The following is a 22,088-nucleotide window of genomic DNA, read 5'->3' on the forward strand; positions in this document are numbered from 1 at the left end:
AAGATAAACGATAATTGTTAGTTGATTTCAATTCATCGTTTTAATAAATATCATTTATCACTCATCATTTATCAATTATAAAAATGGATTCTATAAAAGTTTTCGCTCCCGCAACAGTCGCCAACGTCGTTTGTGGCTACGATATTCTCGGTTTCGCCATCGATGAACCAGGCGACGAAATCATCCTGACAAAAAACGATTTCAACAAAATCACCATCACAAAAATCGAAGGCGACGGCGGAAAACTCCCCAAAAACCCAGAGAAAAATGTAGTTTCCCACGTCATCCGATTGTTCTTGGAAAAGGTAAATTCAACCCAAGGAATCGATATCGAGCTGTACAAAAAAATGCCACTCAACAGCGGAATGGGTTCCAGCGCAGCGAGCAGCGTAGCGGCTTTGGTCGCCATTAATGAATTGATGGGAAAGCCTTTTTCTCGTCAAGAATTGTTGCCACTCGCAATGGAAGGAGAACGAATCGCCTGCGGAAATGCCCACGCAGACAACGTTGCGCCGGCACTTTTGGGCGGAATGGTTTTGGTCAGAAGTTATGAACCTTTAGATGCTTTTAAATTGCCTTATCCAAAGGGTTTGTCGGTAGTTTCCGTTCATCCGCACGTAGACGTTCCGACAGGCGAAGCGAGAAAAATCATCAAGGAAAGAATCAGCCTGAAATCTGCCGTTCAGCAATGGGGAAATATCGCAGGATTGGTCGCCGGATTTTGCACCAACGACCTTGGTTTGGTCAGCCGAAGTCTCGAGGACGTCATCATAGAGCCCGTTCGCGCGATGTTGATTCCATATTTTTACGAGATGAAACAACTCGCTTTGGACAATGGCGCGATTGGTTTTGGGATTTCCGGTTCCGGTCCGTCGGTGTTTGCTTTGTGTGAAAAGAAAGATATTGCAGAAGTTATTTCATACAAAATCAAAGAATTACTCAACCAAAAAAATATAGAAAGCGAATCATTCGTCACAAAAATCAACGACGAAGGCGCACGAGTGATTAATTAAAATTATTTGGGCAGCTATTTCCGCCTTCCGTTCCCAATCTTTTTTGCCGACGATTTCCCTTTCAAAAGAAATTTAGTCAAAGCAAAAAAGGATTTCCACTCAAGTCGGGCTGCAGATTCGTCGTTAAATCAAGATTTGTCCTGAAAACCAATATTGTTATTCCGTAGGAAATCAATGTAGTAGTTTGACGAGGTCAATCTCAAAGGTCTAGATTCCTAAGGAATGACAAAGGCTTTAAAGTTTTATTCTTTGATGAGCGTAAGCGTCTTTGCGAACCTTAAATATTTTCAATAAGAATCAAAAAAATCTTAGCGGACTTTGCGTTAAAACCTTAAATCTATCAACCAACAACCATTAACTATCAACCAAAAATGAAATACATATCAACAAGAAAACACGAAGAAACCAACATCAAAAAAGCCATTTTAAAAGGTTTGGCAGATGACGGCGGACTTTTTATGCCCGAATATATTCCGCAACTTGATGCTGGGTTTTTTGAAAATCTACCGAATCTTAGCTTGCAAGAAATCGGTTTCCAAGTAGCAAAAGAATTTCTCGGCGAATCCATTTCCGATGACAATTTGAAAGAAATCATCGATGAAGTTTTGAACTTCGAAATTCCGGATGTGAAAATCACGGAGAATATTTATTCCCTGGAATTGTTCCACGGTCCGACGATGGCTTTCAAAGATGTTGGCGCTCGATTTATGGCGAGAATGATGGCTTATTTCTCAGAAGGAAAACCGATGAAGGTTGTTGTTGCGACTTCTGGCGACACGGGAAGTGCGGTTGCGTCTGGATTTTTCGATGTTGCGGGAATTGAGGTTTATATTCTTTATCCAAAAGGAAAAGTGAGTCCGTTGCAGGAAAAACAGCTGACAACTTGGGGCGGAAATATCAAAGCGTTGGAAATCGATGGCACTTTTGACGATTGTCAGGCTTTGGCAAAACAAATTCTGTCCGACGAAGAATTGAATCAGAAATTCACTTTGACGTCAGCAAACAGTATTAATATTGCGAGATTGATTCCGCAATCATTCTATTATTTTTGGGCATTTGCTCAATTAGAAAAATTAGGAAAACCAATCGTGTTTTCTGTTCCGAGCGGGAATTTTGGAAACTTAACCGCTGGACTTTTTGCCAAGAAAATGGGATTGCCGATTTATCAATTCATTGCTTCAACCAATGCAAATGATGTGGTTCCAAATTATCTTGAAACCGGAAATTACGAAACAAAACCTTCAAAACAAACCATCAGCAACGCAATGGACGTCGGAAATCCAAGCAATTTTGAAAGAATGAAAAGTCTTTTCAATGATGATGTTTCGGAATTCAAAAAAGAAATCGAGTCGTATTCTTTTTCGGATGAAGCAACAAAAGAGACGATGATAAAAGTGAAGAACGATTTCGGTTATACTTTGGACCCGCACGGCGCGGTGGCTTATTTGGGATTGGAAAAGTATTCAGAAAAATCAAGTGCAGATTTTGTTGGTGTTCTATTGGAAACCGCTCATCCTGCAAAGTTTGTGGAAGTTGTGGAAGATGTTTTAAAAACGAAAATCGAAATCCCTGAAAAACTGGAAGCTTTCAACAAAAAGGAAAAACAATCGTTGGAATTTCCAGAGGATTTTGAAGTGGTGAAACAATTTTTGATGGAGGAGAAGTAAGAGTATTTATTCAGTAAGTTTGTCATTCCGTAGGAATCTCAACTTAGCTGTCTAGATTGACTTCGTCGAACCACTACGTTAGGTTTCCTACGGAATGACAAAAATGTGTTTTATTGAATAGAATTTATTCCAATAAAAATAGTTTTGATTTTAAGTTTTTAATCTAAAATAAAATCCTATCTTTGCACCCGAATTACATAATAATCATTTAAATAATATTGGAATGTATCTAACAACAGAAAAAAAGTCAGAAATTTTCGCAAAGCACGGAAAATCTGCAAATGACACAGGAAGCGCTGAAGGACAGATTGCTCTATTCACTTTTAGAATCAACCACCTTTCTCAGCACTTGAAAGCTAACCGTCACGATTTTGCTACTGAGAGGTCTCTAGTGAAATTGGTAGGTAAGAGAAAATCTCTTCTTGATTACTTGAAGAAGAAAGAAATCTCTAGATACAGAGCTATCATCGCTGAATTGGGAATCAGAAAATAATTTCCGCTTTCAAGCAAAAAATTAAAGCAACTCAATTTGGGTTGCTTTTTTGTTTATATAAGATTCTATTTTTTCTGCATTTAAAAACAATTGCCGTTGTTAAAGAATCAAATGTTTGCTGTTTCTTATAATTAAAATCATCAACATTGTTTCGATTCACATTAAAATCTGAATACTTTATGTTATCCTTATCATCATTGGAATTAACTCCAATTTTCACTTCTCCATTACTCATTATGCCTGCTCCTTGAATTGACACATTAGGAAATTTTAAGTTTTGTCCATCAATATTTGCTTGAGGAATCTGCTTTTTGTTTCCGGCTTTGTCAATGAAAAAATATTTGTGATTTATTCCTCCATCAAATTCAGAGGATAAAATAATAATTCCATTTTTTGGAAATTTAAATACTTCACTTCCGTTTTCTTTAAAAAGTTTTTGACCACATTCTTCTTCATAGATGATTCGAAGAGGGCCAGCATAATTTTCTGGAATTAGAAATTCTTTTGGATTTGTATAATTGTAAAGACTTAAAAAAAGAAAAGTTGCAGGAAAGTATACAATCAACGGAATTAAAATACTTAAAACTTTTAAAATAATTTTTTCTTTTGATTTTATGATACAAATACAACCAATTAGAAAAACTGGAATAGTAAAAATTAAGAGATAAAAACTAATCACACTTGCGATAAAACTTAGTATGATTAATAATATTCCGATATTAAATTTTTCTAATTTCAATTGGTTGTTTGTGATTATTGAATTAAAAATTTAATTAAGCTTTCGCAATCTCAGACTTCCGAGAATCCTTAAACAGAAAATAAATCCCAATCAAACTCAACAAAACAAACAATCCAAAACTTATCAAAGAAAATAATTTCCCAGTTTCGATAACGGCTGGTTCAAATTTCATTTCAATTTTATGCTTTCCTGCTGGGACGTAAAGCGCTCTCAAAAGGTAATTTGCTTTGATGTAATCCACTTTGTTTCCGTCCAAGTAAACATTCCAGCCGTGAGGGTAATAAACCTCGGAAAACACCGCCAATTGAGATGTTTTGGAAGATGAATCAAAAGACAATTCATTCGGCTGGTAAGATTTCAAAGCCAAAAACGCGGTTGAATCTTTTACCAGATTTTTCCCGTTGAAATAAGCTTTGTCATCTTTAGAAATCACAGCGATTTTTTTTGTGTCAAGATTTCCTGTTTCATTCAGTTCTTCGTTTGGGTTATTTACGAATTTGATGTCAGAAACAAACCACGCATTGCCGTTGGCTTCAGGGTTTGGCGAGATTTCTGGTTTTTGCTGGTCGCCAACCAAGAAATATTTGGTGTTCAGCATATTCAGTATTCGGATGGTTTTTACCTGGTCTGTGGTCGAGAAATATTTATTGATTAAATCATCATAACGTCTCAGTTTAACCGCGTGATAACCGCCGATTGAAGATTTGAAGTAAGAAGTATTTGTCTCGCTGAAAGTCCCCAAAACATTGTTGAAAATCCTGTAATGGTCTTTGTCTTTTTCAGCGATGGTTTGTAAGGCCTTGTTCACTTCGGTCTGTTGAAGAAGGCTTTGAACAAAAGAATTGTCGCCTGCTTTGCTCATCAGATATTCCGAATTTTCCGTTTGGAAAGGATAATCGGCGAAGGTTTTATCAACATAATTATCATCGTTCAGATAACGTCTGTTCACTGTCCAAAGGTCAAACAAACTCACGAATCCGATAATTAATAAAACGATGTTGACGTTCAGTTTTTTCTTTAATCCAAAAAATAAAACGCCAGCTGTAATCAAAACATAAATAATCGCCTTTAAAGCATCGGTTTGGAACATCGACGCTCTTTCATCAATCAAATAATCCAACACATACGGCGGAAGATAAGTTTTCTCATTCGCAGTATAGAAACCTAAAATTCCTTTTCCGAAAACCATCAAAATCAATGTGATTCCTAGAACACTTCCTGAAACGTAAAGCAAGATTTTCTTTTTGTACTCTTCGGTCAGATTTTCATCCGTAAAGAATTTATATAGACCAAGAATTGCAATCAGAGGAAACAAGAATTCCACAACCACCAAGATAGAAGACGGCGCACGGAACTTGTTGTACAACGGCACATAATCGATGAAGAAATCTGTCAGCGCAGAGAAATTGCTTCCCCAAGCCAAGAAAATCGTCAAAATCGAAGCACCCAAAATCCAATATCTGTACTTTCTTCCGGCAAAGAAAAATCCTAAGACCGCAAGGAAACAAACGACTGCACCTTGATAAGCCGGACCCGAAGTGCTCGGCTGGTCGCCCCAATAAGTCGGACTTCCGAAACCTCTGAGAAACATATCGTATTCTTGTTGGGATTTGATGTTGTCCTGAGCCAAAACTTGGATTTGCTCCATTATTTTGTCGGAACCTTCTTCCTGACTTGCGCCTCCCATTAATCTAGGAATGAATAAGTTAAGCGTTTCCAGTTTTCCGTAGCTCCACATCGTGATGCTTTCTTTGTCCATTCCGGATTTTCCGGCGGTGTGATTTTTATCGTTCAGGATTTGTTTTCCACGAACGGTTTCTTTCACGTATTCGGCATTTGCCATTATTCTTTGCGAGTTCATTCCAACGCCGATGATTCCAGCCACTGCAACGATTCCTGTCGAAATAAGAAAATGTCTCCATTCGATTTTTCCTTTGATGGCTCTTATTAATTCAGAGAGGAACAAAAATCCTAATCCGAGAAATAGATAATAAGTCATCTGTGGGTGATTCGCACAAATCTGAAGTCCCATAAATAGGGTAGTGGTGATGAATCCGAGAATATATTTTTTCCTAAAATAGACCAATAAAATCCCAGCTACCAATGGCGCAAAGTAGGCAATAGTATGAACTTTTCCGTTGTGTCCAGCCGAAATAATAATGTAAAAATAAGTTGACAATCCGAAGAATGTCGCTCCGAGCAAAGCATATTTCCAATTTCTAACAGCCACCATTCCCAAAAAGAAAAATCCGGCAAATAGCAAGAACAAATAATTCGCAGGCTTTGGAAGGAACAAAAACAAATCATCAATTTTCTTGATGACATCGCCACGGAATTGCGCGCCAGTTTGGTAAGTCGGCATTCCGCCAAACATTGCGTCGCTCCAATAGGTTTCATTTTCGTTGTTCGCACGGTATTGTAAAAGTTCTTCCGCGCCACCTTTGTAGAAAACGATATCGTGTTGCATCAGACGTTTCCCCGAAATGACAGGATTGGCGTAAACTATCGCCAGCAAAATGAAAACGACCAAACTTGCAAGGATGAAAATGAGATTTTTCTTGTTTTTGAACATAGATGTTAGATATTAAGCTTTTGATATTAGATTTGAAATCAGCGTTTTAACAATTGATATCAATTATCAAATGACTTTAAAATTTCAAATTCCAAATTTAATATTAAAAAACCTTTCAGACTTAATAATCTGAAAGGTTTTATGTTTATTTTATGTCAGAATCTGACTATTGCTTTTTCTCCTCTTTTATTTCCTCAAAATCCACCGTTTCCGCATCCCATTTAACTTTTTGTTCGGGCATTTTTTTCGAACTGGTTTGCTGGTTTTGTTGTTGATTTTTTGGATTTAAGGTCGGAAAGTTTTTATAAAACGCATTGAAAAAGATTCTCTTCAAGATATTCCAAACGAAGAATATGATGATGGTTGCGATGATAAATTCGAAAATGTACTTCATTTCCTTATTTTTTAATTAATTCTAAAATCTATTTGTACGAAGGATTGATAATGATAGACGTCGTCGAGTTTTTGCTCATACTCTGCGTCTGTTTTCCGTCAGAAACACTTTCCTTCTGATTGGTCTTGATGCTCAGGTTTTGGTTTAGAAGCCAGCCTGTGTTTTCATCGATGATGATTTTCCCGCTCTCTGTTCCGCCAACGCTCATCGTGTGCGTCATTCCGTTTTGAGTTTGCTTGTCGGATTTTGAAGGAATCACGCCAGTCACACTGATTTCCGCTTTTCCATCTTCAACTTTTGTCAGGGTGAAAGTCAAGGTTTGTTTTACTTTGCCTGGAACGATATCTTCAGAATCGGTCCATTTGTCACCGATTTTTGCTCCTTTTGCTGGAAGAAGTTTTAGATTTTTGCCTAATTGTTCTTTCATCATTGCCTCGTTGAAGCCAGTTTTGAAACTTTCAATAAAAGCATTCTGCTGTTTTGTGTCCTTCACGGTTCCAGCGATTGCCTTTTTAAGATTGTTGTAAACGACATCAAATCCAGTTACAGACTTGATATTGCCGTAAGCATCCATCTTCACATTCAGTTTATTTCCTGCCAGACCTTTGCTTACAAGATAATCCATTTTAAGCGCTTCTTCTTTTGGAGCGGCTTGTTTCGTATCGATGGAAACCGTTTTTCCATTTGAAGTATTGGACATTCTTTTGCCTACCATATTCAAGGTCAAATCGTAGATGTTATCTTTGAAATCGTTGACTGTTACAGACATTTCGTCCGTTGTTTCTGTAGTTGCAGACATTGTTTTGCCATCTGGTGTGTTCAACGATTGGATTTCTCTTTGATAAGAAACCAACGGGTAAGTCACGCCTTTGTCCAGAATGAATTTTTGTTTGAAAACGCCACTGCTGTCAGCTATTGCTTTTGGTTTTGAAGCTTCTTCTTCGGAAACTTCCACGGTTACGGTTTCGGTTTTTCCGGTTTTCGGGTCAACTCTTGTAACGGTTTTTGTTTCCTTTTTACAAGCGACCAATGCTATTGCAATTAGCGCAAGCGCTGTTATTTTTTTCATAATTGATGTTTAATAATAAATTATAATTGATGTTTTGATAATTATCAAGTTGATTTCTATCAACCAAAAACTATCAACCAGCAACAACTATCTTCTGTCTCACGGCTTCATAAAGAATCGCACCACACGCTACAGAGACGTTCAGGGATTGGGTTTTACCTTCGATTGGCAATTTTATTTTTTCATCGGAGTGGTGAAGCACCTCTTTTGAGATTCCTGTTTCCTCATTTCCCATCACGATTGCGCACGGTTCTGTGAAGTCCACGTCGTATATCAATTTCTGCGCCTTTTCCGTGGCAGAGAATACTTTGATGCCACTTTGCTGAAGGAAATCTACCGAGTGCGCAAGATTTTTTTCTTTACAGATTTTAATATTATAAATCGCTCCAGCCGAAGTTTTAATCGCATCAGAATTAATTGGTGCGCCACCTTTTTCAGGAATCAAAATCGCGTCAACGCCCACACATTCTGCGGTTCTACAGATAGCTCCGAAGTTTCGAACATCGGTCAATCTATCTAAAATCAAGATAAATGGCGTCTTTCCTTCTTCAAAAAGCTGAGGCAAAACATCCTCGATTTTGTGGAATGGAACGTCTGAAATAAAGGCCACCACACCTTGGTGGTTTTTTCTTGTAAAACGGTTGAGTTTTTCTACGGGAACGTAGTTTGGGCGGAGATTATGCTTGGCCAAAAGTTGCTTCAGCTCGAAGTAAATTTCGCCCGTCAAAGCGTTTTGTAAAAATATTTTATCTACGGTTTTTCCGGCTTCTAGGGCTTCCATCACTGGTCTTAAACCGAATATGAAATCGTCTTTTTTCTCTGGATTCATTAATGAGATTTTGTTTTGCAAAAGTAAGGTTTTTGATTTTAGTTCTTTAATATATTACAATATTTACGATTAATTTATAATTTCGCGTAAAATTAAACTATGAGAAAAATATTTCTACTTTTTTATTCTGTATTTCATCTCCTTTTATCTGCTCAGGATGGTGTTTTAGATTCAAACTTCAATACAGGTGCAGGTTCAAATGGCTATAGTATTATGGCTATGGGTTTGCAAAAAGATGGTAAAATCATTGTTGCTGGTGATTTTACTACCTTCGATGGTATTGCGAGAAAAGGTATTGCAAGGTTAAATAATGACGGAAGCATTGATCAAAACTTTGATATAGGAGCAGGTTTAGAAGGTAGAGTTCTAAATATTATTGTACAGGAAGATGGGAAAATTATAATAACGGGAGATTTTACAAAATTTAATAATATAGAAAAGAGATATGTAACACGACTAAATGCAGATGGAAGTTTAGATGATACTTTTAATGCTGGTGGTTCTGGTGCTAACACCAGTATCTACTCTGTAGTTCAACAAACAGATGGTAAGATTCTCATTGCTGGTGATTTTGATTACTACAATGGAGTGCGGAGAGGTAAGGTTGCGCGTTTGAATACAGATGGGAGTTTAGATGGTACTTTTGATTCGTCAGTTGGATCTAATAATAATCTTAATTCTGTTATTTTACAATCTGATGGAAAGATATTGATTGGCGGTTATATAAGTACTTATGACAATATTGCCAAAAGAACTATTGCCAGATTGAATAGTAATGGCAGTCTGGATACGAGCTTCAACGCAATTGGTTCGGGTAGTAATCTTCCAATTTATACTATGGCAGTACAGCCAGACGGGAAGATAATAATTTGCGGAGGTTTTTCTTCTTTTAATAATGTAGAGACCGGAGGAATTGCACGTCTTAATATCAACGGGAGTTTGGATACTACATTTGTAAAAAATAATTCAGCCAGCGCCCATTCAGCGATTGTTCTGCCTAACGGAAAAATATTAACTAACGGAAATTTTTTTTCAACCAGCAAATTTCATCGTCTGAAGTCAGATGGAAGTGCAGATAAATTATTTGACACCGGAGGAGAGGTTCGACGGATGATTTTACAACCAGATGGTAAAATATTGGTTTGTGGATATTTCACTTCATTTAATGGAGTTAATAAAAAACAAATTGTAAGAATAAATGGTGAGGAGATACTTTCAGTTTCAGAAAATATAAAAGAAAGTCTTCAAATCTTTCCAAACCCAGTAAAAGATACTTTAAATATTAAAAATTATGTTTCAATTTTTGATTACGAGATCTATTCTCTAGAAGGAAAGAAAATCAGAAATGGAAAAAAAATAAACGACTCTAAAATAGATGTTTCTACTTTACAAAAAGGAAATTATCTTTTGAAAGTGAAAACAGAATTAGGAGAACAAACTTCTAAGTTTATTAAAAAATAAAATTCAAACGCTTCTCAAATCTGGGAAGCGTTTTTTTATAATTAATCCAACACAAAAACCAAAAACTCACCATTCTCAGTTTTGAATTTCAAATCACCGGTTTTTCTGTAATCTTCGAAAAGTGGCGTTGGAAACGTATCGTCGAATTGTTTGGTCTTGAAGAATTTTCCTTTTATTTTTAAAGGGATTTTCTTGATGAGTTTATCCGTCGTCACCGGAATTTTGAATTTCCTTTTCTCTGGGTCTTTGGAATCGACGTAGAAACAATGCGCAAAGAGTTCAGCCTTATCAACGTATTTTTTGTAATCCGAAACTTTCACGAAATTCGGAAGCGTTGAGTCATCCCAAGTCAAATACAGAACTTCGATTTCCTGAGTTTTGCTGATAGGTTGGTAATATTTGAATCGCTCATTATCGGATTTCGAAAATGATAAAATTCCCAAGAGGAAAACTGGAAAAAGGAATCTGAATTTCATTAATTATAAACTTAATCCTTCCGCAATCAAAGCTCTTTTCTGAGCCAAAATATAACCGTAATGAATGCTTTCGTGCATATTATTAAAGATGATGGCGTCTTGCACATTTTTCAAATCAATCCCAAAACTCGTGGAATAGGGCGTGTAATCTGAGAAGAAGTCATCATCGTAATCTTTCATCAGGATTTTTGAAGTTTCAATTAATAGATAAGCCAAATCCTCCATTTCGGATTGTTTCACATCCACGTTGGCGAACGTTCCTTTTTTGTAGGTTTCCACCCAATATTTGTCGATGCGGAACTGGTTTCCGCTGAGATAATAGCAAAGCAACTGTTGCTGAGCCACGCAATGCGCGATGTTCCAATAGATGTTGTTGTTGAAGCCGTCCGGGATTGTCAGAAGGTCTTTTTCTGAGGTCGTTTGTAGAATATTTAAAAGGTTTTTTCGAACCTGTCTATGATTGGCAAAATGATAATTCATTTTCGGAGAGAAATTTATTTAGTTCAAAGTTATATTAATTATAAATAAACGACAAATTATTGAGATTTATTAGCAAAAAGTAAATCACTTTGCCTAAAACTTCCATCATCTGGCTTCCAACTTCCATCTCTTTAACAAATATTTAACGGAAGTTTGGCAATTGTTATGTTTGCTGTTGCTGGATTTTATGTGAAATTTACCAATTATTTTTATTAATTGATATGTCAGAATTGAATCAAGCAGAAGATATCAGACAACTTACCGAAAAAGTTAAAGAACAAAATTACTTTTTCTCCATCTTAAAACAGGAAATCAACCGCGCCATCATCGGGCAGGAATATATGATAGACCGTTTGCTCATCGGACTTCTTGGCAACGGACACGTTCTCTTGGAAGGTGTTCCAGGATTGGCAAAAACCTTGGCCATCAAAACCTTGTCGGAAGCTGTTGACGGACAATTTTCCAGAATCCAGTTTACGCCGGATTTGTTGCCCGCAGATGTTGTAGGAACGATGATTTACAGCGTGAAAGACAACGATTTCAGTATCAAAAAAGGACCTGTTTTTGCGAATTTTGTTTTGGCAGATGAGATCAACCGTGCGCCGGCGAAAGTTCAGTCTGCACTTCTCGAGGTGATGCAGGAAAAACAAGTGACGATTGGCGATGAAACAATGCCTTTACCAAAACCTTTTCTCGTATTAGCGACTCAAAATCCAATTGACCAAGAGGGAACTTATCTTTTGCCAGAAGCGCAAACCGACCGTTTTATGTTAAAATGTAAAATCGATTATCCCGAATTCGAGGATGAGAGAAAGGTGATGCGAATGATTTCGACGCAGGATATTCCGCAAATCAGAAAAGTGGTGGATTTGAACCAAATTGTTGAAGCCAAGAAACTCATCAACCAAATTTACCTTGACGAAAAAATTGAAAAATATATTCTGGATATGGTTTTCGCAACCCGTTTTCCAGAGCGATACGGCTTGTCCGAAATCAAAAATTACATCAGTTTTGGTGCTTCACCGAGAGCAAGTATCAACCTGGCCATTGCTTCCAGAGCTTATGCGTTCATCAAAGGAAGAGCATTCGTTATCCCGGAAGATGTGAAAGAAATTGCGAAAGATGTTTTGAGACACAGAATTGGTTTAAGTTTCGAAGCGGAGGCCGAGGAAGTAACTCAAGACGATATTGTGAATAAAATTCTGGCAAAGATACAAGCGCCGTAAATGAGTTGGAGGGTTTGAGAGTTTTTGAGTTTGAGAAAATATTAAGAATATTCAGGACAAATATTGTTCTAAAATTTGGTTAATCTGTTGATAGTGGTCAGTCGTCCTATTGTTTTTGAAAAAACTAAGAGGTCTGAAAACTATCAACCGATGACCGCCAAAACTACAATGTTCAATGTCTAAAGTTTATAATTTTCAAGGTTATGGCAACGGTTAAAAAGTTTGAAGATTTAGAAATTTGGCAATTATCAAGAATACTTTGTAAAGAAGTTTATCAAGTTATAGAAGAAAGTAATCTTAAAAACAATTATAGGCTTTGTAATCAAATTGATGGTTCTTCTGGTTCAGTAATGGACAACATTGCTGAGGGTTTTGAAAGAAACGGTAATAAAGAATTTATCCAATTTCTTTCAATTGCTAAAGCATCCTGTGGAGAAACACGGTCACAATTGTATAGGGTTTTTGATAGGAATTTTATTTCAAAAGAGAAATTTGAAATATTGATTGAACAAACCGAAACATTAAGTAAAAGGATTGGAGCGTTTATTAATTATTTAAAAAATAGTGAACTGAAAGGTTCAAAATATAAATAGTATTAAAGTTGAATTGTAAAAACTTTAAACTAAAAATTAAAGAACTTTGAAAATACAGGACATTGTCAAAAAAGTAAAGCAGATAGAAATCCGGACTCGTAAGAAGACGGAAGCATCGCTTATGGGGCAATATCACAGTGCATTCAAAGGTCAGGGAATGACTTTTTCTGAGGTTCGCCAATACCAATTTGGTGATGACACCCGAAGAATGGACTGGAACAAAACCGCACGTTTCCGCGAGCCGTTCGTAAAAGTAATGGAAGAGGAACGCGAGCTCACAATGATGCTTGTCGTGGACGTTTCCGCCTCGATGGATTATGGAACGAGAACTCAGTTGAAAAGAGAATTTGTTGCAGAAATCTGCGCTTCTCTTGGATTTTCGGCCGCTGGAAACAATGACAAAATCGGATTGATTCTCTACGCCGACAAAGTTCTGAAAGTGGTTCCGCCACAGAAAGGTAGAAAACACGTTTTGTCCATCATCAGCAACATTTTGTCGGCAGATTATGTTCCTACAAAATCCAATCTGGATTTGGCTTTCAATTATATGATGAGCGTTTTCAAAAGAAAATCTTTGGTGTTTTTGTTTTCGGATTTCGAAGATGAATTTGACCAAAAAATCCTAAATGTGACTGCCAGAAAACATCAAGTTTTGGGACTTCGTGTTTTTGACGAAAAAGATATGGAGATCCCAGACATTGGTTATGCATTTTTTCGTGATGCGGAAACTGGTCAGCAAGTTTGGGCAAACACTTCCAGCGCTAGATGGCGATACGATTTTGCCGAACAACAAAAACGAAAAATGCGCCAGACAAAAGAAGAATTCGAGAATTCATCGGCTCATTTTTTAGATATTAAAACATCAGATGATTACAGCAAGTTTTTGTATCAATATTTTAAGAAATAGATTTAGAAATTAGTTATTAGAAGTTAGAAATTGCAAATGCAAAGATTCAAAACATATAGATTATATTTTTTCTTTTTTATCCTCACATCATTTTTAGGATTTTCGCAAACCTTATCATCCAATCTTGATAAGACGACTTTGGCGTTGGGAGAAGTGGCGATTTTCAAGATCCAGATCTTGGATCTGAATGGCAAAGATGTGCAGATCGCGGCGAGAAATGAGTTGTTGCCTTTTCATTTTGAAATGGTGAATGACAGTATTGCGGTACAAAAAGATATTTATCTAAGGTCGGTGAAATTTGCGGTTTTCCAGGAAGGCAAATTTACGATTCCAGAAATTGAGGTCAAAGTCGGAGACAAGATCCTGAAGACCATTCCTTACGAAGTGGAGGTCATCAACACAGCCAAAAAAGGTGATCAGATCAATGACATTATGAAGAACAAGGAAGTTCGTTTGGATGTCAAAGATTATTGGGAACTTTATAAATTCTACATTCTTCTGGCTTTGTTGTTCATTGCCATCATCGTTTTGATCATTGGAATTGTAAAATATGGACGAAAGCGCAAAAGCAGCCCAGCCGTTACAACCAATCAAACCTTGAAGGATCTGGAGAAATTGAAAAAGAAAAATTACATCGAGAATGAAAATTTCCGTGCTTTTTATGTAGAGTTAATCGAGATTTCCAGAGCATTCATTACAAAACAATATCAGATTCCTGCAGATGTTCTGTTGACGGATGATCTCATCACATATATGAAATCGACCAACGCCATTTCTGAGGAAAACGAGAAAATTGTGGAAGATATCTTCTTGCGTGGCGACCTCGTGAAGTTTGCGAAAACAATTCCAAATCAGGAGATCATGTCCAAGGATTTTGCAGACATCAGAGATTTTGTGAAACGTTCGACCAAAGATGTTGAGGCAGAAAATCTAAGAACTTTGAACAGCGGAGAGCAAGAAAACTTTAGAAATAAAAACACGTAAAGTTTCATTCAATCAATTATCAACCATCATTTATCAATTATAATCAACCCGTGAATTTCGAATTTTACAGTCCCTGGTTTTTATTGCTTTTTATTTTGTTCATTCCATTGTTCATCTTGGATGCGGGCAAAAAGAAAAGTCGGGGAATTGCTGTTCCTTCGGTTCAGAATATGCGGCCAAGCGGAAACATCTCTCTGGTAATGACCTTTCTGAAGGTTTCGAAATATTTTATTCTCACAGCGCTTATCATCGCTTTGGCACGACCAAGAACTTACACCATTTCCCAGGACCGCGATGAATCCAAGGGAATTGACATTATGCTTTCTGTGGATGTTTCACTCAGTATGTTGGCAAAAGATCTAGATCCGGACCGTTTGGAAGCGTTGAAAAAGATTGCTGTCGATTTCGTCAACAAAAGGGAAAATGACAGAATTGGTTTGGTGGCCTACTCAGGAGAAGCCTACACGAAAGTTCCTTTGACGACCGACCATCAAGTGGTTGTAGATGAACTCAATCAATTAAATCCTTTGGAACTGCAACCTGGAACTGCGATTGGAGAAGGATTATCGGTTGCGGTGAATCACCTTAAGAACAGCAAAGCAAAAAGCAAGATCATCATTCTAATGACGGATGGCGTGAATACCATTATCAACGCGATGCCTCCGCAGATCGCTGCCGAATTGGCGAAGAACAACGGCATCAAAGTTTACACGGTCGGAATTGGAAGCAACGGATTTGCAGCGTTCCCTACAGGGACCAATATATTTGGCGACATCGTTTTCACAGAACAAAAAACAGAAATTGATGAAAATACCTTGATGGACATTTCACAATTGACAGGCGGAAAATACTTCCGGGCGACAGATAATAACAGCCTTCAGACCGTTTATGACGAGATCAACCAACTGGAACGATCTGATGTCAAGACTTCAAAGCTTTACAATTATGAGGAATATTTCAGGATCTTCCTTTGGATCGCATTAGGATTTTTGTTGTTGGACGCTTTGTTTCGTTGGGTCATTTTTAAAATTTTGAATTAAGCTGATGAATTGGTCTTTAGGAAATTATTACTATCTATTATTACTTCTGCTGTTGCCTGTCATCGGTTACTTTATCATTCATTATATCCGATGGAAAGGGAAAAGGCGGAATATTTTTGCGGAGGACAGATTTCAGGAAACACTCTTTGATAAGACGTCTTGGTTCGCAAAGATTTTCCCAATTCTCTACCTGTTTGGATTTCTATTTCTAATTTTTGCCATCATCGATCTATTAGGCGGAAAAGAAGAGATCAGTGTCACCCAGAATGTTAGCAATACGATTTTCGTTTTGGACGTTTCCAACTCGATGAATGCGCAAGACATCCAGCCAAGCCGTTTGGACGAGGCCAAGAATATCATCATCAATTCCCTTCAAAAGATGACCAATGATAGAGTAGGGATTGTGGTTTTTGCAGGCGATGCTTATTCTGTGATGCCTTTGTCCAGTGACTATTCGGCGGCGGAAACTTACCTTTCCGGCATCGAGACCAGTGTTGTGCAAAACCAGGGAACCGACTTTCTAAAAGCGATGGAAATTGCTTCCCAAAAATTTAAGAACATTAACAAAGGTTCGAAAAACGTCGTCCTGATTAGCGATGGGGAAGACAACGAAGGCCATGAAGACGAAGCCATAGACCTGGCAAAAAAACATGGCATCAAAGTGACAACGATTGGAGTCGGGACCGAGGAAGGCGCACCGATTCCAGAGTACTATTATGGCCAATTGATGGGTTACAAATCTGATATTTATGGCGAAACGGTCGTTTCCAAACTGCAGACCAAAGCACTCACGGATATCGCGACATCAACGGGCGGAAGCTACTTCAACGGTAACAATCTGGAGGAGGCTATCAATCATTTGACGACCGAACTGCAAAAGTCTGCGGGCTCCAGTTCCACGACGATCAGCTCACAGTCTTCGGTCCATTACTACCAATATTTCCTGGCAGTTTCTGTGTTGTTTTTCTTTCTGATCTATCTTTTCAATCCGAAAAGGGATTTTAATCTTTAAGAATATTTGGGCAGCTTTTCCGTCTTCCACTCCCGCTTTTTTGTCATTGCGTACGACATGTCAACAAGCAAAAGAGCGTTTTCAGGGGCCGCAATGAAAAAAAGAGCTCCGTTCAAGCCGGGCTGCAGCTTCGCATAGTCGATGTTTTGTTCAAGATTTTTAGTGACGACTTGTAGCCAAATTAGGATTTATAACTATCAAGATCAAATAACATATTTCTTCAGACCTTCCATAATACCTTGCCACAACATATTGAAGAAACTTTTCTCAGGATCTCTTTTTTTCTCGATTTTCACGTGGTCTGGTTCTCCTGTCGATTCATTTTTGACAAACCAATTGGCGATCGTGCTTAGGATTTTACGTTCTTTTCCATTATTTTTATTGATGAAATTCACGTACATATCTTTGTATTTGAAATAGAATTTCCCCGCAATTCCTGCGCTGGAACCATAATAATCAAATTTGATGTAATCGATCTTCCCGTCCAAGGTCACATTCAGATAAGGTCTTACAAATAGATTTACATTGTCGGCAGACAATTTTTGGATGTTTCCAACGATTGTGAATTTGTCCTCCATATCTTTCACATCAAATTTCCAGGTCACATTCGTAGGCGCCGTTCCATAGAATTTGAAATCAGAATCAACAGTGATCATCGTCGGCAAACCTTTGATCTTTGTATTATTCACATTGTTGATGGTCGCATTGAAGTCCTCGAAGGTCAATTTCCCAGGCTTATTGGCGTTTTCAGCATTTTCCTCGTAGGTCAACGCCGAATTTCTGATCTGGATCTGCTTCACAAAGAGCGGGAATTTCACATCTCTCAATTTCTTTGCAAACAAATATCTCACCGCATGGTCGTCTGGCGGTGCAAGGTCGTGATAGATGTTGCAGTTCAGATTGTCTATCAGGATCTTGTCCAGATTGATGACCGTATTTTTCCCGATCTTCGAATCTTTGTCCGTGATCGTGATGTGCTTTGTTTTGATAGTATAAAGGTCTTCTTCTACAGCAATCACTTTGCTGAAGGCTGTTCGTGAATATTTTGGCAGAAATTCCATATTCTGAAGATCGGTCTGTTTCCCAGAATTTTTTAATGAAGCCAACTTCAGTCTGTAATGTTTACCTGCATCCAAGTTGATGGTTTTTGCCGTGATCAAATGGTTTTTGATGGTGAAAGGCAGATCACTTTTGGCAATATTTTTATCAGATTTGATCTCATTAAGATTGATATCAAACTGACCAACGGACAACTTTTCTTTTCCTTCCGATATCTGTTTGAAAGTCCCGTTTTTAATATTGAATCTCCCAACCAAGGCTTTGAAGTCTGGCATCGTTGAACTTTTCTTTTTAGCTTTAGATGGATGCTTTGAAGCGTAAATTTTGATCTTTGGATTCACCACATCGATTCCGGCAAAGTTCAAATTCAATTGTTGACCGATGTATCTGGATTGGTTATTCGTGATCAGGATCTTATCTGTTTTAATGTCAAGAACATCTTTGTGACTGCTCTTTCCAAGTGGGATCAGCTCAAAATTGTCAATGGTGATATCTTGATTTTCTGATTTGATCTTTCCGATTTTCAGTGCTTGCAGATCATCGGTCTTCAGATAGATATTTTCAGCTTCGATATTGTGATTCGTAAATCGGAACGGGATTTTTTCCTTCACCGTATTCTTATCAAAAACGATATTGCTGAGTTTGAAATTAAAGTTATCGATGGACGCAGTTTTCTGAAGATCAGATTGCAGAACCAATATTTTCCCTTGATTGAAGTTGATATTCTTCAACCCGATTTTCAGGTTCATTTCCTTCTCTTTTTCCGCTTTCTTCTCCACCGTTTTTTTGCCTGTGGAAGTGATTTTCAGGTCTGGTTTTACAAAATCGACCTGATCCACGATCAACGAATCTTGATCCACCAAAAAGTTGGTCGCACTCAATTCATCAGAAGAAAAATCAAAAATACTTTTAGCGTTGTAGTTCTTCGCATTTTGAATAGGCTTTAGATGAAAACCAAGAATGTTCAAAGTTTTATTCTTCGCCGATATTTTTTTAGCATTGATTTCATAGAATTCGTTCGCCGTCACCACCACATTTTGCGCATCGATCTTGAACTCTTCGAAGGCCAAAGGAATTTTGGAAGCATCGTCACTTTGCTTGATGTTCGTCAGTTTGATGTTCACATTTTGTCCATTGAACAAAATTTTTCCTTTATGATTCTGGATTTTCACATTGCCGTTTGAGACAATGATGTTTTCCAAAGCAATATCTATTTTCTTCTTTTTCTGATTGGTTTTATCTTTTTTCGGGGCGAAAACGACGGCGATATTCGGGTCTGTCAAAACCACATCTTTGGCTTTGTAGGTCTTATCAAAAACTGCTTTCCAAATACTGAAATCCTCAATTTTTAGTTCTTTTACCGTTCCATTGATCTGTGTTACCGTAGAATCTTTTTTGTTTTTATTATTAATGACCAAATTCTCGGCATTCAAATTACCAGAAAATAGATCGAGATCGAATTGGTCCAACGTGAGATGATAAGGTGTTTTATCGTTGATGAGGTCTGGAAGTTTACGCTTCAGGTAAGCATCCAGCGCAAAAGGAAATATCAAAAATAACACAAGAATAATGCTTCCTGTGATAATCAATATTTTTTTCAGTTTAGATGGCTTAGTAGTTTTTTCATTCATTCTGTGTCCGTTTCAGATTTCGGTATAAACAATACTTATTCCAAAATTATAAATCATTATTATTAACTTATTCAAAATCCTTACGAAACTGATAACCATTCTCTGTATGTTCTGCAAAGATATGATGAAGTCCGTTGCTGATGATGATTTGTTTTGCACCGATCAAACTGTTGTAACGCGCAATCTGCTCAAAATGAATTTGTTTCAAAGCGATGTTCGGTGCTTTGCATTCGATCAGGATTTTTGGTTTTGTTTTTTCTGTGACTAAAAGGTCGATTCGTTTGGTTGTGCCGTTCAGTTCCAGCTTTTGTTCCAGGATCAATGATGACAGATTTTTCTTTTTTACAAACCGGAAATAGTGCAACCAATGCTGTCGCACCCACTCTTCGGGCGTGAGCAAGAACCAGTTTTTCCTTACCAGATCATAGATAAAAAATGTATCTTTGTCTTGTTTGATCTGCAGATCAAAGTCATTTTCAAAGTTAAGTTTCGGAACCTGCATACGTTAAGATGAAAGAAATAGATATTATCCTCAAAAATATTAAAAATAAAGAACTATTACCGGTTTATTTTCTTCACGGCGACGAGTCCTTTTATATCGACCTTGCTGTCAAACATTTTGAGCAGGATGTTTTGGAAGAAGATGAGAAGGCTTTCAACCAAACCGTTGCTTACGGAAGAGATACCAATTATCTGGAAATTCTGTCATTGGCCAGACAATATCCAATGATGGGCGACAAACAGCTCATCATCGTGAAGGAAGCTCAGGATATGAAATTGAATGACGACGAATCCAAAGCTTTGGAAACTTATCTGGAAAATCCTGTTCCGTCAACAATCTTAATTTTTGCACACAAGCTTAAGAAATTAGATGCTAGGAAAAAAGTCACGAAAACATTAGCCAAATCCGGAATGCTTTTCACGAGTGAGAAGATGAAAGATTACCAACTTCCAACCTGGATCCAAGGAGAAATGAGTGTGATGGGAATCAAATCTGCGCCGAACATCAGCCACCTTTTGGCAGAATATCTTGGTAATGACCTTTCCAGAATTGCGAATGAACTCAACAAACTGAAAATCGTTTTGAAAGACGGCGCCGTTCTGGATGGAAAGATCATCGAGGAACATATTGGGATCAGCAAGGATTTCAACATCTTCGAACTTCAAAAGGCGTTGGCGACCAAGGATCAGGCTAAGGCTTTCAGCATTGCTTATTATATGGGCAAAAACAAAAAATCGAATCCTGTTCAAATGGCTTTTGGTGCGTTGTACAATTTCTTTTCGAATATCGTCATTTATCATACTTTGACGGGACAATCTCCTCAGAACATTGCTTCCCAAATGGGCGTGAATCCTTATGCAATTAAAGATTACTCGGAAGCGGCGCGGTTCTATCCTTTGAAGCACGCGACAAGAGTGATTTCCATACTTCGAGAAATGGATCTGAAATCCAAAGGTGTGGGTGTGAGACAAATGGAAGATGACGAGATCTATAAAGAGCTGGTTTACAAAATCATAAAAGTGGATGAGTTGAAAGTGAAAGTTTAAAGTCATTAATAAAAAACAAAATACACAAATGAAAGAAGAATTAATCGGTAACATCAAGCTGTTCGCAAAGATCAGCGGAAAAGCTTCCTTAGCGTGGGTCAAAGTTGCGTTGATTGGTGCAGTCATTATGATTGTCAATATTGTGATTGCCATTATTTTATTGGGCGACAACACTGGTGGTGGATTTCCGGCCTCGGCACACGCGGGGATCTTGGGTGCAATTGTCGGATTTTTTGTACTTTTTACAGTCGAGTTTTGGACGGCGTTGCTTATGACTGTAGGGATTTTGGCACCAATCCTTTTCATTGTTTTGGCCAATAAAAACGCCATCGCTTCCGCCGTTTATAATGTCTGGAAATATAAAATTGCAGATTTCATCGAACCTAAAATCGATTTTTATATCGACAAAATGCTCCAGAAGCAACCTGGATTTTTGAAGAACATCACAGAATGGAGCGTTGTGAAAGTAAAGTTGCTAGACACCATCAACAATGATTCGCAGACACCCAAATTGCAGAAGAGAATCATCAAGTTCGTCCTCAAAAAAATCAAAATGGATGACGTTGACCTTAAAAATCCAAATACAAATCTGAATAGTATTTTATCGCTCAAAATAAAACAGTTCATCGCAGGTTTTGCAGAACCAGACCTCAAATTGATTTGGATCATCGTAGGGATCGACATTGTCCTGATCATTTTGGCTTTTGTGTTCAATCATCAGTAATTCATTTGTATTTCCATTTACGCGTTTGGTCAATCTTTGAAATCGACAGTTTAGATAGGTTTTGAATAATTAATTCCCGAAATTTGTATCCGCTTTTTCACATAAAGATTTATATTTGGAAACTTGTATTTAAAAAAAATTGAAATTCATCTGACTGATAATTTTCTTCAA

21 protein-coding genes are annotated in these 22,088 nt (G+C 37.5%); 12 read left to right on the forward strand and 9 right to left on the reverse strand.

The features are described 5' to 3' along the window. Positions 1-83: 83 nt before the first annotated feature. From BMW39_RS04005 to rpsO, 3 genes are all read left to right on the forward strand, one after another. Positions 84-1,013: a homoserine kinase gene (locus tag BMW39_RS04005; protein WP_034977534.1), complete on the forward strand. Its 930-nt coding sequence runs from the start codon at positions 84-86 to the stop codon at positions 1,011-1,013. Between the two features lie 371 nt (positions 1,014-1,384). Next, entirely contained in the window at positions 1,385-2,680 is a 1,296-nt protein-coding gene (thrC, locus tag BMW39_RS04010; protein ID WP_034977537.1) for a threonine synthase, read from the forward strand. A 223-nt stretch (positions 2,681-2,903) separates the two neighbouring features. After that, positions 2,904-3,173: a 30S ribosomal protein S15 gene (gene rpsO, locus BMW39_RS04015; protein ID WP_034965356.1), complete on the forward strand. Its 270-nt coding sequence runs from the start codon at positions 2,904-2,906 to the stop codon at positions 3,171-3,173. A gap of 31 nt (positions 3,174-3,204) precedes the next feature. Here rpsO and BMW39_RS04020 read toward each other — a convergent pair whose 3' ends face one another. From BMW39_RS04020 to rlmB, 5 genes are all read right to left on the reverse strand, one after another. Next, on the reverse strand, positions 3,205-3,912 hold the full coding sequence (locus BMW39_RS04020) for a DUF6843 domain-containing protein (RefSeq protein ID WP_034977540.1): 708 nt from the start codon (positions 3,910-3,912) through the stop codon (positions 3,205-3,207). A gap of 34 nt (positions 3,913-3,946) precedes the next feature. Next, positions 3,947-6,484, reverse strand: a complete 2,538-nt coding sequence (locus BMW39_RS04025) for a YfhO family protein (RefSeq protein ID WP_034977543.1) — start codon at positions 6,482-6,484, stop codon at positions 3,947-3,949. Between the two features lie 166 nt (positions 6,485-6,650). Further along, positions 6,651-6,878: a hypothetical protein gene (locus BMW39_RS04030; RefSeq protein ID WP_034977546.1), complete on the reverse strand. Its 228-nt coding sequence runs from the start codon at positions 6,876-6,878 to the stop codon at positions 6,651-6,653. Positions 6,879-6,906: 28 nt separating this feature from the next. Continuing rightward, positions 6,907-7,947 (reverse strand): DUF6263 family protein, encoded by a 1,041-nt coding sequence (locus tag BMW39_RS04035; protein ID WP_245750442.1) that lies wholly within the window; start codon positions 7,945-7,947, stop codon positions 6,907-6,909. Positions 7,948-8,020: 73 nt separating this feature from the next. Then, positions 8,021-8,776 (reverse strand): 23S rRNA (guanosine(2251)-2'-O)-methyltransferase RlmB, encoded by a 756-nt coding sequence (rlmB, locus tag BMW39_RS04040; protein ID WP_034965369.1) that lies wholly within the window; start codon positions 8,774-8,776, stop codon positions 8,021-8,023. 99 nt (positions 8,777-8,875) lie between these two features. Here rlmB and BMW39_RS04045 point away from each other — a divergent pair, with 99 nt between their 5' ends. Then, positions 8,876-10,237, forward strand: coding sequence for a T9SS type A sorting domain-containing protein (locus BMW39_RS04045; RefSeq protein WP_034977551.1), 1,362 nt, complete (start codon positions 8,876-8,878; stop codon positions 10,235-10,237). Between the two features lie 41 nt (positions 10,238-10,278). On the opposite strand, the gene BMW39_RS04050 is transcribed toward BMW39_RS04045, so the two are convergent. Together BMW39_RS04050 and BMW39_RS04055 are read right to left on the reverse strand one after the other, a co-directional pair. Further along, positions 10,279-10,713 carry a hypothetical protein gene (locus BMW39_RS04050; protein ID WP_034977554.1) on the reverse strand — a complete coding sequence of 145 codons (435 nt, stop codon included), beginning with the start codon at positions 10,711-10,713 and terminating at the stop codon, positions 10,279-10,281. 3 nt (positions 10,714-10,716) lie between these two features. Next, positions 10,717-11,193 carry a DinB family protein gene (locus BMW39_RS04055; RefSeq protein WP_034965372.1) on the reverse strand — a complete coding sequence of 159 codons (477 nt, stop codon included), beginning with the start codon at positions 11,191-11,193 and terminating at the stop codon, positions 10,717-10,719. Between the two features lie 221 nt (positions 11,194-11,414). Between BMW39_RS04055 and BMW39_RS04060 the strand changes: the two genes are divergently transcribed. The 6 genes from BMW39_RS04060 to BMW39_RS04085 all read left to right on the forward strand — a co-directional run bounded on the left by BMW39_RS04060 (position 11,415) and on the right by BMW39_RS04085 (position 16,955). Beyond that, positions 11,415-12,419 (forward strand): AAA family ATPase, encoded by a 1,005-nt coding sequence (locus BMW39_RS04060; protein WP_034965374.1) that lies wholly within the window; start codon positions 11,415-11,417, stop codon positions 12,417-12,419. Between the two features lie 203 nt (positions 12,420-12,622). Next, the gene (locus BMW39_RS04065; protein ID WP_034977557.1) at positions 12,623-13,012 is read left to right on the forward strand and encodes a four helix bundle protein; all 390 of its coding nucleotides are present in this window, start codon (positions 12,623-12,625) and stop codon (positions 13,010-13,012) included. Positions 13,013-13,058: 46 nt separating this feature from the next. After that, positions 13,059-13,919 carry a DUF58 domain-containing protein gene (locus BMW39_RS04070; protein ID WP_034977559.1) on the forward strand — a complete coding sequence of 287 codons (861 nt, stop codon included), beginning with the start codon at positions 13,059-13,061 and terminating at the stop codon, positions 13,917-13,919. Positions 13,920-13,955: 36 nt separating this feature from the next. Further along, positions 13,956-14,903 carry a BatD family protein gene (locus tag BMW39_RS04075; protein WP_051880006.1) on the forward strand — a complete coding sequence of 316 codons (948 nt, stop codon included), beginning with the start codon at positions 13,956-13,958 and terminating at the stop codon, positions 14,901-14,903. Positions 14,904-14,953: 50 nt separating this feature from the next. Further along, positions 14,954-15,943, forward strand: a complete 990-nt coding sequence (locus BMW39_RS04080) for a vWA domain-containing protein (RefSeq protein ID WP_083391878.1) — start codon at positions 14,954-14,956, stop codon at positions 15,941-15,943. A gap of 4 nt (positions 15,944-15,947) precedes the next feature. Beyond that, entirely contained in the window at positions 15,948-16,955 is a 1,008-nt protein-coding gene (locus tag BMW39_RS04085; RefSeq protein ID WP_034977565.1) for a vWA domain-containing protein, read from the forward strand. Between the two features lie 203 nt (positions 16,956-17,158). Here BMW39_RS04085 and BMW39_RS04090 read toward each other — a convergent pair whose 3' ends face one another. Both BMW39_RS04090 and BMW39_RS04095 read right to left on the reverse strand, forming a co-directional pair. Further along, the gene (locus BMW39_RS04090; protein ID WP_034977568.1) at positions 17,159-19,645 is read right to left on the reverse strand and encodes an AsmA family protein; all 2,487 of its coding nucleotides are present in this window, start codon (positions 19,643-19,645) and stop codon (positions 17,159-17,161) included. Between the two features lie 67 nt (positions 19,646-19,712). Continuing rightward, positions 19,713-20,147: a type I restriction enzyme HsdR N-terminal domain-containing protein gene (locus BMW39_RS04095; protein WP_034977573.1), complete on the reverse strand. Its 435-nt coding sequence runs from the start codon at positions 20,145-20,147 to the stop codon at positions 19,713-19,715. A gap of 8 nt (positions 20,148-20,155) precedes the next feature. Here BMW39_RS04095 and holA point away from each other — a divergent pair, with 8 nt between their 5' ends. Then, on the forward strand, positions 20,156-21,193 hold the full coding sequence (gene holA, locus BMW39_RS04100; protein ID WP_034977576.1) for a DNA polymerase III subunit delta: 1,038 nt from the start codon (positions 20,156-20,158) through the stop codon (positions 21,191-21,193). 28 nt (positions 21,194-21,221) lie between these two features. Then, positions 21,222-21,917 (forward strand): hypothetical protein, encoded by a 696-nt coding sequence (locus tag BMW39_RS04105; RefSeq protein WP_034977579.1) that lies wholly within the window; start codon positions 21,222-21,224, stop codon positions 21,915-21,917. Positions 21,918-22,088: the final 171 nt, after the last annotated feature.

The sequence above is a fragment of the Epilithonimonas lactis genome (genome assembly GCF_900110605.1).
Classification (GTDB): domain Bacteria; phylum Bacteroidota; class Bacteroidia; order Flavobacteriales; family Weeksellaceae; genus Epilithonimonas; species Epilithonimonas lactis.